At 60.7% G+C, this 14,861-nt stretch carries 12 protein-coding genes; 5 read left to right on the top strand and 7 right to left on the bottom strand.

All coding sequences use genetic code 11. From position 1 onward, the window contains the following. Nucleotides 1–64 precede the first annotated feature (64 nt). The 7 genes from ndk to AACZ26_RS06540 form a co-directional block, all read right to left on the bottom strand. The gene (gene ndk / locus AACZ26_RS06570; protein WP_339620099.1) at nucleotides 65–481 is read right to left on the bottom strand and encodes a nucleoside-diphosphate kinase; all 417 of its coding nucleotides are present in this window, start codon (nucleotides 479–481) and stop codon (nucleotides 65–67) included. Then, the gene (locus AACZ26_RS06565) at nucleotides 478–879 is read right to left on the bottom strand and encodes a DUF4233 domain-containing protein (RefSeq protein WP_339620097.1); all 402 of its coding nucleotides are present in this window, start codon (nucleotides 877–879) and stop codon (nucleotides 478–480) included. The genes ndk and AACZ26_RS06565 overlap by 4 nt, the downstream gene beginning before the upstream one ends. Then, nucleotides 876–2,435 carry a folylpolyglutamate synthase/dihydrofolate synthase family protein gene (locus tag AACZ26_RS06560; protein ID WP_339620095.1) on the bottom strand — a complete coding sequence of 520 codons (1,560 nt, stop codon included), beginning with the start codon at nucleotides 2,433–2,435 and terminating at the stop codon, nucleotides 876–878. The genes AACZ26_RS06565 and AACZ26_RS06560 overlap by 4 nt, the downstream gene beginning before the upstream one ends. Beyond that, nucleotides 2,428–5,718: an isoleucine--tRNA ligase gene (gene ileS, locus AACZ26_RS06555; protein ID WP_339620093.1), complete on the bottom strand. Its 3,291-nt coding sequence runs from the start codon at nucleotides 5,716–5,718 to the stop codon at nucleotides 2,428–2,430. The genes AACZ26_RS06560 and ileS overlap by 8 nt, the downstream gene beginning before the upstream one ends. 248 nt (nucleotides 5,719–5,966) lie before the next feature. Then, on the bottom strand, nucleotides 5,967–6,971 hold the full coding sequence (locus tag AACZ26_RS06550) for a DUF1648 domain-containing protein (protein ID WP_339620092.1): 1,005 nt from the start codon (nucleotides 6,969–6,971) through the stop codon (nucleotides 5,967–5,969). After that, nucleotides 6,968–7,318 (bottom strand): GntR family transcriptional regulator, encoded by a 351-nt coding sequence (locus tag AACZ26_RS06545; RefSeq protein WP_339620091.1) that lies wholly within the window; start codon nucleotides 7,316–7,318, stop codon nucleotides 6,968–6,970. Before AACZ26_RS06545 ends, AACZ26_RS06550 begins: the two co-directional genes overlap by 4 nt. Before the next feature lie 65 nt (nucleotides 7,319–7,383). Further along, nucleotides 7,384–8,637, bottom strand: a complete 1,254-nt coding sequence (locus AACZ26_RS06540; protein ID WP_339620090.1) for a cation:proton antiporter — start codon at nucleotides 8,635–8,637, stop codon at nucleotides 7,384–7,386. A 282-nt stretch (nucleotides 8,638–8,919) separates the two neighbouring features. Here AACZ26_RS06540 and AACZ26_RS06535 point away from each other — a divergent pair, with 282 nt between their 5' ends. The 5 genes from AACZ26_RS06535 to AACZ26_RS06515 all read left to right on the top strand — a co-directional run bounded on the left by AACZ26_RS06535 (nucleotide 8,920) and on the right by AACZ26_RS06515 (nucleotide 14,857). Next, nucleotides 8,920–9,519: a biotin transporter BioY gene (locus tag AACZ26_RS06535; protein WP_339620089.1), complete on the top strand. Its 600-nt coding sequence runs from the start codon at nucleotides 8,920–8,922 to the stop codon at nucleotides 9,517–9,519. Between the two features lie 144 nt (nucleotides 9,520–9,663). Beyond that, entirely contained in the window at nucleotides 9,664–11,298 is a 1,635-nt protein-coding gene (locus AACZ26_RS06530; protein ID WP_339620087.1) for an ABC transporter substrate-binding protein, read from the top strand. A gap of 18 nt (nucleotides 11,299–11,316) precedes the next feature. Next, a complete protein-coding gene (locus tag AACZ26_RS06525; RefSeq protein WP_339620084.1) occupies nucleotides 11,317–12,315 on the top strand; it encodes an ABC transporter permease in 999 nt (332 codons plus the stop codon). Beyond that, nucleotides 12,312–13,193, top strand: coding sequence for an ABC transporter permease (locus tag AACZ26_RS06520; protein WP_339620082.1), 882 nt, complete (start codon nucleotides 12,312–12,314; stop codon nucleotides 13,191–13,193). The genes AACZ26_RS06525 and AACZ26_RS06520 overlap by 4 nt, the downstream gene beginning before the upstream one ends. Next, complete coding sequence (locus AACZ26_RS06515; protein ID WP_339620081.1) at nucleotides 13,190–14,857, top strand: ABC transporter ATP-binding protein; 1,668 nt, start codon at nucleotides 13,190–13,192, stop codon at nucleotides 14,855–14,857. The genes AACZ26_RS06520 and AACZ26_RS06515 overlap by 4 nt, the downstream gene beginning before the upstream one ends. Nucleotides 14,858–14,861 lie beyond the last annotated feature (4 nt).

Genomic DNA, 14,861 nt, shown 5'->3' with positions numbered 1-14,861 from the left:
ACTGTCAGGCTCCCGCCATTGTTATAGGGCTAGCCACTCTGTGGCTCAGCCGCGAATGAGCGGTTTAGGCGAACCAGAGGGCCAGTTCGCGCGCTGCTGACTCTGGCGAGTCGCTGCCGTGCACGAGGTTCTGCTGAACCGCGAGACCCCAGTCGCGACCAAGGTCACCGCGAATGGTACCGGGAGCTGCCGTCGTAGGGTCCGTCGTGCCTGCCAGTGAGCGGAAGCCCTCAATAGCGCGGTTGCCGGCGATACGCAGCGCGACAGTCGGGCCAGACTGCATGAAGTCGATCAGCGGCTCGTAGAAGGGCTTGCCTTCGTGCTCGGCGTAGTGCTGCGACAGAAGATCAAGATCTGCCTGAACGAGACGTACGTCGACGAGCTGGTAGCCCTTGGCTTCAATGCGGCGAAGGATTTCGCCGGTCAGGTTGCGGGCGACGCCATCAGGCTTGATCAGTACAAGGGTCTCTTCGATGTTCATTGTGTCTCCTCAGAGGGGGTGTTCACGGACGGGGTGTTAAGAATTTCGGCTTTCGCGCGATCAATCTGCTGGCCTTTGATGAAGCAGAAAACCCACATGGCAGCGAAGCCAGCTCCGACCACAAACATCGGAGTGAGAATAAAACCGAGCGCAATCAAACCAGCCTGCAAAGCCCAACCGACGGCCATCGCGCCTCGGCGGTGCAGCATCCGAGCTAGCGCCACGAATACCACGATGAGGACCGCTCCCCCGATAAATGCGGGGGCGGGAGCAAGCGCCTTGAGCCCAAATGCGGTCAGGGCGACAAAGAAAATGAGAGTGGCGTCGAGCACTAACACGATGCTCAGAAGCAGTTCGGTGACCGAACGCTTTCTGCGAGCCTTCGGTTCGGCGGTCACGGTTTCCACCCTTCGACCTTGGCGAGCGCGAGCGCCTCACCCACGAGCGTTATCGAGCCTGTCACGACTACAGCACGCCGTTCGTTCTCGGCAGCCCATCCGCGGGCGAGCTCGATTGCTTCAGCAAAAGTGTCAAAATCGGTCGTCTCTTCAGTGAAGGTGCGCACCGTTTCCACGAGTTCCTCCGGTGCAATTGCACGCTCCGACTCCGACGTTGTGACGTAGAAGCGATGCGCAATCGGGGCAAGAGCACCCACGATTCCTGCGGCATCCTTATCGTCGAGGACAGCGATCACGAACGCGATCTCGTCAAAGGTGAAGTACTCCTTGAGCGCAGTCGCGAGAGCCGCAGCGCCATGAGGGTTGTGGGCGGCGTCCACAATCACTGTTGGCTCAGCACCGATGACCTGAAGGCGACCGGGCGACGACACGGTAGCGAGACCTTCGGCAAGTACATCATGCACGAGGGCCTGGCTGCCTGCGCCCAAGAATGACTCAACGGCAGCAATCGCGAGTGCGGCATTGTGGCCCTGGAACTCGCCAAACAGCGGCATGAACAAGTCTGCGTAGGTTCCGGCGATTCCGCGAACCGTGATCAATTGCCCGCCAACGGCGACGTCGCTGCTCACAAGCTCGAAGGCGTCTCCTTCTACGCTCATCGTCGATTCGGTGAGGTCAGCAGCACGCTCAAGCTCAATCTGAGCATCCGCAGTCTGAAGCGCCGAGACGATGGCGGCAGCGGGCTTGATGATGCCCGACTTTGTGCGCGCAATCTCCGAAACTGTCGTGCCCAAACGGTGAGTGTGGTCCAAAGCAATCGGGCTAAAGACGGCAACCTGGCCATCGGCAACGTTCGTGGAATCCCACTCCCCGCCCATACCGACTTCGAGAATGGCAACGTCGACCGGCGCATCAGCGAAGCTCGCAAAGGCCAGCACCGTCAACGCCTCGAAATAGGTCAACGGCTCTTCGCCCTTGGCCAGCAATTCAGAATCGGTCATGAGCAAGAACGGACGGATGTCGGCCCAGTTCTCTGCCAGAGCGCGGTTGGAGATAGCGCGGCCATCGATCACGATGCGCTCGTTGACGCGCACCAAGTGCGGACTCGTCATGAGCCCCGTGCGCAGTCCATAGGCGCGCAAAATGCTTTCGGCGATGCGGCTCGTGGACGTCTTTCCATTGGTTCCCGTGATGTGGATCACGGGGTAGTTGCGCTGAGGGTCTCCGATCAGCTCGACTGCGCGACGAGTTGCTTCGAGGCGTGGCTGTGGTGTCTGCTCCCCAATTCGCGCGAGAAGCTCTTCGTAGACGATCGCGGCATCCGAGGCGTATTCGGAGTCTTCGAGCTCGAAGTCTGAATCCTCGTCGATGTTGGTGCCCTCGAACCCATCAGCGAAGGGGCTGAGGTCGGCTAAAGGATGGTCAGCGCCGAGTTCTTCACGTTCGGCATCCGTCAGTGAATCCTCGATCGAGCCACCGTTTGCGTCGGATCGCTCACGAGCGCCTTCGTTGTCGGACTCGCCGTCGTTGTCGAACTCGTCATCGCGATTAGACATTGGTCGCTCCCATCTTGGTGATGTCGATCACCAGCGCGCCCGTGTTGGCGTACTTTCCTGCCGCCAATTCGGTGCGGTGCATTTCCAGTGTGCCTGCTGCGAGCTCATTCGCGAAGCTCTGAACGGCCGATTGCGCTGCAAGCGTTTCTGAAGCGATCATCGCGCTGTGGAATGCGATCGCATCATGATCTGACGCATCATCCGCGCTGATCACGAGGTCAATGCGGTCGCTCACATCGAACCCCGCCGCCTTTCGAGCATCCTGAATTGCGCGGATGACGTCGCGAGCGAGCCCTTCGGCAGAAAGCTCTGCAGTGAGCTGAGTATCAATGATGACGAAGCCCCCGTCGGAGAGGAACGCGATCGCGCTCGACTCATCGGCCGCTTCCATCTGCAGTTCGTACTCGCCAGCCTCGAGAGCCATACCGTCGACGCTGACGCCGTCAGCAGTGGTCTCCCAGTTGCCTGCCTTGGCTTCCTTGATCACGTGCTGCACTTGCTTGCCGACGCGCGGCCCGAGTGCGCGAGCATTGACCGTGAGCTTCTTCGTGATGCCGAAACTGTCGAGAGAGCCCTCTTCAAGAAGTTCGAACTTGACGGCCTTGACGTTCAGCTCGTCGCGAAGGATGTCGCTAAACGGGGCAAGAGCAGACGGCACGGCGCTCACGACCGTCAACGACGCGAGGGGCAGGCGCACGCGCAAGCTGCGGGCCTTTCGCAGCGCGAGCCCACTCGAAGCGATTTCGCGAACACGGTCCATCGACGCCACGAGATCGTGGTCACTCGGGAACGCCGTCGCATCAGGCCAGTCAGTGAGGTGAACGCTGCGTTCGCCCGTGAGGCCACGCCACATATCTTCTGCGACCAGCGGAATGAGTGGGGCAGCAACGCGGGCCACAGTCTCGAGCACCGTGAAGAGAGTGTCGAAGGCATCTGTGTCGTCTCCGCTCCAGAAGCGGTCACGGCTGCGACGCACATACCAGTTCGTCAGAACGTCGGCGAAGTCGCGGAGCTTGGCCGCGGCCATCGGGCTGTCAAGAGCGTCGAGTTCGGCGGTGACGTCTTCGACCAATTCGCGCGTTTTCGCCAGCAAGTAGCGGTCGAGAACGTTCTCGGAATCTGTGCGCCACTTCGCCTCGTAGTTGTCTGCCGCATTGGCATACAGAGTGAAGAAGTAATAGGTGCTCCAGAGCGGCAGCAAAAGCTGACGAACACCGTCGCGGATGCCCTCCTCCGTGACCATCAGGTTGCCACCACGAATAACCGAACTCGACATGAGGAACCAGCGCATCGCGTCAGCACCGTCGCGCTCAAATACCTCGGAGACATCCGGGTAGTTACGCAAACTCTTGGACATCTTCTGCCCGTCATTGCCGAGCACGATGCCGTGACTGATGACATTCGAGAATGCCGGGCGGTCAAACAGCGCCGTCGACAGCGTGTGCAGAGTGTAGAACCAGCCACGAGTCTGGCCGATGTACTCAACGATGAAGTCGGCCGGGCTGTGGCTGTCGAACCATTCTTGGTTCTCGAAGGGGTAGTGAACTTGAGCGAAGGGCATCGAACCCGAATCGAACCAGACATCGAGAACGTCTTCGATACGACGCATCGTCGATTGACCACTCGGGTCATCGGGGTTCGGGCGCGTCAGTTCATCGATGAACGGACGGTGCAGGTCGGGCTCACCATCGTGATTGAGAGGCAAGCGACCGAAGTCTGCTTCAATTTCGGCAAGCGAGCCGTAAACATCCATGCGGGGGAAGTCGGGGTTGTCGCTCTTCCAGATCGGGATAGGGGAACCCCAATAGCGGTTACGACTGATCGACCAGTCGCGGGCATTGCCCACCCACTTGCCGAACTGGCCCTCCTTGACGTTCTCGGGAACCCAGTTGATCTCCTGATTGAGCTCGCTCATGCGGTCGCGGAACTCGGGCACCTTCACGAACCAGCTCGATACCGCCTTGTAGATCAGCGGGTTGCGGCAACGCCAGCAGTGCGGGTACGAGTGCTCGTAGCTCGCGACCTTGAGCAGGCGGCCCTCGTCGCGCAGCAGCTTCGTCAGCGGCTTGTTGGCTTCAAAGACCTGCATTCCAGCGACAGGAGCGACCGACGACAAGAACTTGCCGCCATCATCAACCGAGATAACGACGGGGATGCCCGCAGCAGCACAAACATTTTGGTCATCTTCACCGTAGGCAGGCGCCTGGTGCACGATGCCGGTACCTTCGCCAGTAGCAACATAATCGGCAACCAAGAACTGCCACGCATTTTCGGTGCCGTAGGCCTCGGCATCCGCATAAAAGTCCCACAGGCGGTCGTAGCGAACGCCATCGAGCTCTGCACCCTTGATGGTGCGCGAGACGGCAGCAACAGCCTCTTCGGCCGTTTCGTAGCCGAGTTCTTTTGCATAGGCCGCGATCGTGTCGGCCGCGAGCAAGAACTGCGCAGAGCCCTCTTCGGAACCATCACCTGCGCCGAGCGGGCCAGCGGGCAGTACCGCGTAGTCGATATCGGGACCGACAGCGAGAGCGAGGTTAGTGGGAAGCGTCCACGGCGTTGTCGTCCAGGCGAGAGCTTTCACTCCCGTGAGACCGAGGCTTTCGGCCTTCACGCCATCGAGAGGGAACGTCACTGTAACGGTCTGGTCTTGACGCATCTTGTAGACGTCGTCATCCATGCGCAGTTCGTGGTTGGAGAGCGGGGTTTCGTCGTTCCAGCAGTACGGCAGAACGCGGAAGCCTTCGTAGGCAAGGTTCTTCTCGTGCAGTTGCTTAAACGCCCAGATGACGCTCTCCATGAAATTCACGTCGAGGGTCTTGTAGTCGTTCTCGAAGTCGACCCAGCGCGCCATGCGGGTTACATACTCTTGCCATTCACCGGTGTATTTGAGCACCGATTCGCGAGCGGCGGCATTGAACGTGTCGATGCCCATCTCTTCGATCTGGCTCTTCTCGGTGATGCCGAGCTGGCGCATCGCTTCGAGTTCAGCGGGTAGCCCGTGGGTGTCCCAACCGAAGCGACGGTGCACTTGCTTGCCGCGCATCGTCTGGTAGCGCGGAAAGAGATCCTTGGCGTAACCGGTCAGCAAATGCCCATAGTGCGGGAGGCCATTGGCAAAAGGAGGTCCGTCGTAGAAGACCCACTCATCCGCGCCTTCGCGCTGATCAATGGATGCCTGAAAAGTGCCGTCGGCCTTCCAGTACGAGAGCACCTGCTCTTCGATCGCCGGAAACTTCGGTGACGGCGCTACGGAATCGTCTGAGCTGTGGCGGGGATACGACATGAGGCTCCAGTGGTACGTGGGTGCGAATAATCTGCACGAGGACGACCTCTCAGCCGCGGTACCACCCCGCTTGTGCACCCAGAGGTACACCACTCATATCGCTGTAACGGGCTTACCCGTTCGGTTCTACTGCCGCCCGCTCCCCTGCCGAGACAAGAGTTGAGACGATTTCTTCCGAATGCTCCCCGGTGATAGCCGGTTCATAGCGTGTAGCCGCAATGATACGCGAGTTAGCCGATCGTCGGGCGCTATTTTCGAGCGACCGTCGCGAGCGCTTCGGCGCCGAGCTGAGCATCGTGCATCGTGACGACGAACTTTTTGCCGTTCATCCGCGTCACTTCGATGGCGTCTCCTTTGGAGAGCACAATGCCGCTACGACCATCGGGAGCCCAACGCCAGCCGTAGCCGCCGAATTCGTCGATCGGGTTGACGTCGACGACTGCGACGGAGTCGATCTGATCGGGTGCGATCGTGGTGCGGGGAAAGCCCAGTGCTGAGCGAACCCGCAGCCCGCGCTGATCGATCGTCACTCGCCACGAGAGGGTACTGACGGCAAGCGCGATCACGACAAGCCCAATAACGGCGGGCAACAGAAGCTCTGCAGGGTTGCTCACCGCTTGAACGGCAAGAGCAGCCCCCAACGCCACGAGGGCGACCGCGACAATAACAACCACACCAGCGCCGACACGAGTGGTGCTCGAAAAGTGCACCCGCTGTGTCACCGCACCGGGAATCGGCTCAACCTCGACCGGCGACGAGTTGATGCGTTCGGCCGCGGGAAGCATCAGCCATGCGAAGAAGGCCATGATGATCGCGATGGGGAAAGCTGCGAGAACAATTGCGCCGATGTCTGGTGCATTCTCGGCGTTCTCTACCCCGCGCTGGACTGCCAGCGAGCCAGCCGCAATCACGCTGATCAGAACAGCCAAGAACACTGATGTTGCGATCAAGAACTTGTGGACCCAGAGCATTCCGCCGTGAGGTGCGCCTCGCCAACTAGCGAAAGCAGTCACCGCAGCGAACACGAGGGTGATGAGGAGCGGGAGTGCGATCACGCTGCCGACCGTCGAATAGCCGTCGGGGCCTGAAGTGCCCCAGTGCGAGGCAACGGGGTTAGGCAGTTCAGGAATCCAGAGCGCCATGACGAATGCTGCCCCCATTGTGATCACGAGCGGGATAACCACACCGATCACAATGATGAGTCGACGATTGCGCGTGAGTTGAGGCGAAACATTCTCGGCGGGAAGGTTCATTTGTATTCCTCTCGGATGAGTGAAGTCAGTGCGGCTAAGGAAACGTTGTGGATGCGGGCTTCGGCAACGACCGCGGTGATGCCATCGGCAAGCGAGTCATAGCTGGTGGTTGTGGCGGCGACAATTGCTCCACGTCCGCGACGCAGTTCAATGAAGCCTTCGTCGCGCAATTCTTGATAGGCCCGAAGCACGGTGTGCATGTTGATGCCGAGCGAGCTGGCTAATTCGCGAGCACCTGGGAGTCTCTCCCCTGCCGCAACCGACTTGTCGATAACGGACTGACGGATGCTCGTGGCGAGCTGCTCGAATAGCGGCGTCTCTGACGCAGGATCCACTCGAATAAGCATGACGTAATTATAGTTGTTCTAGTAGGACTAGCACAAGTTGAGTTGCTCGACGCTGGCCGCGGGGCTCAGAGACGCCGGCGAGCGGGCATCTCTTGAACATGCTTCAATTCGGCAGCGGATGCCGGAGCACCGTCGAGACGACGGGCAAGTCGCGCCGTCCACGGGCTCGCGGTCGCGCCATGCGCGAAGACACTCACAAGAATTGTCCAGACCGCGACAGAGAACACGGTGTCGGCAACAGAACCACTGAGCTCATCGAACACGAGAAGTGCAAACAGGATCGAAGCCAATCCCCGCGGTCCGAACCATCCGATGAACAACCGGGTTTCAAAACGAGTGCGTGACCAGGCAAGCGCAATGAGCACGGGGAGCATGCGCACAACGGTCAACGACAATACGACGTAGAGCGCGATCTGCCACGTAAGAGACATCAAGAGAGGAGCTGCGAGAACTGCTCCGAAAACCAAGAAGGTGATGGAGCTCAACAGCTCCCCCTCATCCTCGGTGAAATCCTGAACATCGCGACTCTCTTGACGCGCAATGGCGCTGAAGGCGAGGCCGGCAACAAACGCAGCAATGAATCCGTTACCCCCAACCACGCCGGCGCTCGCATAGGCCGCGACCGCGATCGCGATCGTAGCCAACTGGCGATAGATACCCTCGACCCAGCCTGCGCGGGAAGCGCGACTCAGCAGCCACCCGCCGAGGGCCCCGACTCCGCCGCCGAAAATAATTCCGAATCCGATCTGCTGCGCAGCGAAAACGCCCCAGCTTTGGTCGCTGACTACACCCGTATGCGCAGCGGAAATCGCCAGAAAAACGGTGACCACCGGAACCATGATTCCGTCGTTGAGTCCGCTTTCCACGTTGAGCGCCTGCCGAATGCGAACCGGCAACCGCGTATCGCTCACTACCGCTTGGCCGAGCGCAGCATCCGTCGGCGCAAGAATCGCGGCGATGAGCGCGGCCTCGATAAGACTGAGTTGGCCAAAGAGAGCTGCCGCCGCCACCGTTCCGAGTGCAATCGTCAGAGGAAGGCCGATCCCGAGCAAGCGCAGCGGGAGAAGAACTTGCTTACGAAGCGCACGGATGTCGATGCGTACGGCATCCGTGAAGAGAACCAACACAAGAGTGGCCTCAACGAGAACCGACACGGCTTCGCTCTTAAGGTCGAGCTGAAACCACTGCGCCCCGACGAGACCCAACAAGACACCCGCTGCCGTAAACACCATTGGGGCCGTGACTGGGGAGAGAGCGAGCTTGCGCGAGACCATCGCGAAGGCAAAAACGACTACGGCGATGATCACGAGCTCCGTCATGATTCCTCCACTGCAGGCTAGGTGCGGCACGCCCCGCAGCCGATCACAGAACGCCACTCGGCTCCGCGGTGTGGTCAAGGTTACGGGAATCATGAGGCGGAACTCTCGCAGCAACTCATGGGAGGCGTGAGAATCGCGATTGTTACGCATCGCACAAATCTCGCCGGGTTTGTTAGCACGAGGCACACACTGCTGCGCGCGATCTATGACTAGGGTTATTCAGGCACCCGCCTTTTCGGGCAGGGCTCTCAACAGTTCGCAGACAAAGGAAAGGAGCGTCGCGTGTCGACTCTCACTTTGACCCTTGGCCGGCCCACGCTCGCCGACACCGTCTTCTCTCGCAGCCTCGCCACTGACATCACGCTTGTCGCCGCCGGCGCCGCCTTGACCGCTGTGATGGCCCAAATCGCCGTGCCTCTCTACCCTGTTCCGATCACCGGCCAGACGCTTGCAGTTCTTCTTGTTGGTGCATCGCTCGGCGCAACTCGCGGCGCGCTGTCAATCGCTCTCTACGCTCTTCTCGGCGTTGTCGGCCTGCCCGTCTTCACCGACGCGTCCTCGGGAATCGGTGTTCTAGCTGGCACGACGGGCGGCTACATCATTGGCTTCATTTTCGCGGCAGCTTTCACGGGATGGCTTGCTCAGCGCGATTGGGACAAGAAGTTCCTCGGCGCAGCGCTGTCGTTCCTGGGTGGCACCGCAGTGACCTTCGTCTTCGGCCTCGCGTGGCTTGCCATTGTGACCGGTGGCACTCTTGAACAGGTTCTCGCTTGGGGTCTTTACCCCTTCATTATTGGTGGACTCATCAAGGCCGGCATCGCTGCAGCAGTGATTCCTGCAACGTGGAAGATCTCGACGAAGTTCTCGCGCAAGCAGGACTAACGCTCACGCTTTTACTTCAGAACCGGGTCGGTTTCGCTCAGGCGGACCGGCCCGGTTTTTTGCCCAGTTGGACTTAATGTACTCAGTTCAACAATAATTGAGTGTCTCGCATCCGAGCAGCATTCCTCCACACAAAGGACTCCGTTGAACGCGCCTCGCATTCTGCTTCTCCCCCTCTCCATCGCGGCCAGCGCCGCCCTGCTTGCCGGATGCACGGCAACGACCACCCCTGCGGTCGAACCAGTTGAGGGCGGCACTCTCGTCTACGCCACCGGCGACGCCGAGCCCAGTTGCCTCGACCCCCACGTCGGAGGCAACTATCCCCAAGCGCTGCTCAGCACCCAGTACCTCGAATCACTCGTCTCCAAGAACAACGACGGCGAAATCATCCCCTGGCTCGCAACAGACTGGACCGAGAGCAGCGATGGCCTCACGTGGGACTTCACCCTGCGCGACGATGTGACATTCACCGATGGCACCCCTTTCGATGCCCAAGCAGTGAAAGCGAACATCGAGCACTTGAAGGATCCCGAAACGGCCTCGTCAACCGGCTACCTCGCCGTCGGCAAGATTGACGAAATCGAAGCCGTCGCGGCTGACCAGGTGCGCTTCACACTGTCAGCACCAGATAGCGCGCTTCTCGAATCGCTCTCGCAGCCGTGGGTAAGCATCGAGTCTCCTACCGCTCTCGAGCGTGAGCAAGCAGTGAACTGTGAAAGCCCCATCGGCACGGGCCCCTTCATCGTGACCGACTGGACCAAGCAACAGTCGGTGACCCTCGAACGCAACGAGAACTACAATTCCCCTCCCGACGATGCTGAACACGCCGGCGCTGCCCGACTCGACGCGATCGAATGGCGTTTCATTCCGGATGCCGCCACCCGTTACGCGGCCCTTCAGTCGGGCGACGTGGACGTAATCGACAACGCCCAACCCAACAACATTTCCTCCGCCGCCGACGCCCCCACGATTGAGGAACTCAATGCTCCGCGCCCCGGCGCTTCCAACCGAATCGAACTGAACTCAGGAAAAGCACCGTTTGACGACGTTCGCGTGCGCGAAGCCTTCATCCGGTCGGCCGACGTGAACCCCGGGATCGAAAGCCTCTTCTTCGGCACAGCCGAGCGCTCGTACTCGGTGCTGTCGAGCGTCGAGCCAGCAGGGATCTCGACACCTGACGTCTTCACGACTGATCCGGAAGCGGCCGAGACGCTGCTCGACGAAGCGGGCTGGAACGCGATTGACTCTGACGGCTACCGCACGAAAGACGGCGAGCGCCTCAGTCTCGTGTTCCCCGTGAGCACGAACCAATCGATCCCGGCAGAGCAATCATTGTTTGAGCAGATTCAAGCATCGGCTAAAGAAGTGGGCTTCGAGGTCATCCTGCAGCCGACCGATTTGTCGTCATGGTACGGCGCGCTGTTCAGCAATGAGTACAACCTTGTGAGCGCTCCCTACACGAAGGTCGGAGCAGATGTACTGCGCATCCTGTACCACTCCGACTCGATCGTGCCTGCCCCCAGCGGCTACTACGCGAACTTGGCCCAGCTCAGCGATCCCGCACTCGATGAGGTTCTCACGACGGCGAGTGAGACTTCGGATGCCAGCGAGCGCCTCGATCTGTATGCCGAAGCTCAGTCGATCATTGTGGACGGTTTCTATGTTCTGCCGCTGTATGACCAGCAGAATCATTACCTCTACAGCACGAGTGTCGAGGGGTTCCGCGCGTTGCCGACTGTGTCTGCTCCGACGTTCTACGATGCGTGGTTGAACAACTAGCACTGAGGAACACATCCTGTGACGGTTTCGACTGACACTTCCGCACTGGCGGGTGTCTCTGCCCCAGCGACGCGATTGCGGTCGCTGGGGTGGGTCGCGCGCCGAGCCGCTGGCGGAGTTTTCGTGTTGTGGGCCGTCGCTACCGTCATTTTCTTCGCCTTGCGTTTGATCCCGGGCGATCCGGTGGACGCCATTTTGGGCGGACCTGGCTCGCAGGCATCTGCAGAGGCTGTTGACCAAATACGTGCCGAGTACGGACTCGACCGGCCACTCATCGTTCAGTATTTTCTGGCGATGTCGAAACTTGTCGTGGCTGACTTTGGCACGTCGTACGCTCTCAAAGTGGCGGTGGCTCCCTATGTACTGACGCAACTGTGGTCAACACTCATTCTCACGATTGCTTCTCTCGTGGTCGCCTGGTTGGGGGCTCTCGCGCTCATCATCTCCACGAGCGGTCGCGGCCGCATTTCGCGCGCGCTGGGATCGGGCCTTGAATTGCTCGCTGCGGCCGTTCCTCATTTTTGGCTGGCCTCACTGCTCATCATTCTGCTGAGCAATACCCTCAACTGGTTGCCACCGATCAGCGTCCCTGGCCCGCTCGGTCTCGTTTTGCCGGTGCTCACTCTCGCGCTCCCCCTTACCGGATTCCTCGGTCAAGTGATGCGCGAGTCCTTGGCCAACGCCTACGAACAGCCCTTCGTGCTCTCTGCGCGTGCCCGTGGCGAGAGCGAATGGGGCGTGCGACTGCGGCATGTGCTGCGGCACGCAGCTCTCCCCGGTATTTCCCTCTCGGGGTGGGCCTTCGGCTCGCTCTTGAGCGGTGCCGTTGTTGTCGAAACAATTTTTGCCCGGCCAGGGCTGGGCAGAACTCTCCTCAACGCCGTGACGATCCGCGATATCCCCGTCGTCACCGCTGTTGCCCTGCTCTCGGCCCTGACTTTCATAGTCGTCACCATCGCAACAGACGTCATTGACCGCATCGTTGATCCCCGCGTGACGGAGGTCGCAACACGATGACCGAAATCTTGGCTGGCCGACTCTCCCGACCTGCAGGCGGCGCTCCGGGCATCCGGGGAAATCGACGCGTATTCAGCAGCGTTGCCGTCGTGATCGCTCTGGCTGTGCTTGCGCTCATCCTGACTGCCGCACTCGCACCACAACTCATCACTACGGCCGACCCCGATGCGGTGGCGCCCGCAGAAGCATTTCAGTCGCCATCGCTTGCCCATTTCTTTGGAACAGACGAGTCAGGCCGCGATGTCTACACGCGCGTCGTTTTTGGTGCGGGCAACTCGCTCGTCATCGGAGTTGCCGCGACCGCGGTGGGGCTAGGTCTTGCTCTTTTTCTGGGGCTACTCGGAGGCCTCGGCAGCAGACTCGGCGACTTTGTGAGCACTCGAATCGTTGAAGTAATGTTTGCCCTTCCCGGCCTCCTACTGGCGCTGGTATTTATCGCTATCGCTGGGCCCGGTGTCGTGACCTCGACAGTAGCAGTCGGCCTCTCGACAGCTCCCGGCTATGCCCGCATCATTCGCAGCCAACTCCGCAGCGTGCGCAATGCCAGCTACGTTGAAGCAGCCACCGTGCTTGGCCACTCGCGCGCCCGCATCGTCTGGCAACACATTCTGCCCGGCGCGCTTACGCCAATCTTCGTACTGGGCACTCTCGGTGTGGGCCAAGCCATTGTGTGGGCTTCCTCGCTCGGCTTCCTCGGCCTCGGCGTTGCCCCTCCCGCCGCTGAGTGGGGAGCAATGCTCTCAAGCGGCCGCACCTACATTGATGTTGCGTGGTGGCTCACGGTATTCCCCGGGCTCGCGATCGTCGCTACCGCAGCCGCGTTCACGGTGCTCGGCCGCGCCCTCAACGCACGAACCCGACAGGAGGCCAGCGGATGACCGCCTCCCCCCTTCTCGTCGTGGCCAACCTCAGCGTGCACTTCGACCGCTCCGCCCGTGCTGCTGTCGATGGGATCAGTTTCGAGGTGGCAGCCGGGGAATGCCTTGCCATCGTCGGCGAATCGGGTTCGGGCAAGAGCCTCACGGCGCGCTCCCTGCTCGGGCTTGCGCCCGCGGGTGCCCACGTGAGCTTCAACGAGCTCAGCCTGGCGGGAGAAAGACTGCCGGCACAGGGTGCTCGACGGTGGCGAAGCATTCGCGGAGCATCCATGGGGCTGATCTTGCAGGATGCGCTCGTGTCCCTCGACCCCTTGCGACCCGTTGGCCGCGAAATTGATGATGTGTTGCGACTGCACACCACGCTCAGCCAGCGAGAGCGTCGGGCCCGCGTTCTTGAACTCTTGCATGCGGTGGGAATTCCGGATCCCGCTCTGCGAGCTCGACAGCGCTCCGGTGAACTTTCCGGCGGATTGCGCCAACGCGCGCTCATCGCAGCCGGAATCGCTGCCGGACCGGCCCTCATCATTGCCGACGAACCGACAACCGCCCTCGATGTCACGGTTCAAGCGCGCGTGCTCGATGTCTTGTCGTCACTGCGCGACAGCGGTACAGCAATGATTCTGATCACTCACGATCTCGCTGTTGTTTCCCGCGTTGCCGATCGGGTCGCGGTCATGAGCGAGGGCCGCATTGTCGAAACCGGCGAAACCAACGCAGTGCTCCGCGCGCCCACCGCGCTGCCCACCCAGCAGTTGCTCGCGGCAATCCCGGTCGATGTGCCTCGCGGAGTCGCGCTAACGCTGCCGCTCGATGAGGGTGCGGTTGCTCCCGCGATTGCGGCTCACCGCGGCCCCAAGATCAGCATCGCGCCGCTGGATGAACCCGGCTCCGTGCCGCCACCGGCTCTCGAACTTCGCTCAGTCTCGCGTCGATACCCCACGCCCCAGGGAGCCGCGATCCAGGCTCTCGACTCTGTGTCGCTCACGCTCACGGTAGGAACAACGCTGGGTCTTGTCGGCCAGTCGGGGTCGGGCAAGACCACAATTGCGCGGATCGCCCTCGGGCTCGAGACCGCCGACAGCGGTGACGTATTGCTCGACGGTCACGAGTGGGGCGCTCTGAGTGCCCGTGAGCGCCGTCCACGCCGACACATTCTTGGGGCGATCTATCAAGATGCGTTGAGTTCGTTCGACCCACGGTGGAGTGTCGAGCGCATCCTCTCCGATGCTCTCAGCGTTGGCGTATCCGATACCCGTCGTTCCCTGACGACGATCAATGAACTGCTCGATGCCGTTGGGTTGCCTCAGTCGATCAAGAACCGCCGCCCGCTGCACCTCTCGGGAGGCCAACGTCAGCGAGTGGCGATCGCCCGCGCACTCGCTCCTGCGCCCCAGACGCTCCTGTGCGATGAACCAGTGTCGTCTCTGGATGTCTCCACTCAAGCTCGCGTGCTGAATCTGCTCGACGAGCTTCAGCGCCATCTTGACCTCAGTTATCTCTTCATTTCTCACGATCTCGGAGTGATTCGCCACATGAGTGATCGCGTGGCCGTAATCAACGAGGGTCGCATTGTGGAGACGGGAGAAACGAATGAGATTTTCACGGCTCCCCGCGATCCTTACACTCGGTCGCTTCTTGCAGCCCTGCCTCGAGTGCGAAGATGATTCG

The sequence above is a fragment of the uncultured Salinibacterium sp. genome, from assembly GCF_963974405.1.
Taxonomy (GTDB): domain Bacteria; phylum Actinomycetota; class Actinomycetes; order Actinomycetales; family Microbacteriaceae; genus Rhodoglobus.
This window is presented reverse-complemented; position numbering and strand designations above follow the sequence as displayed.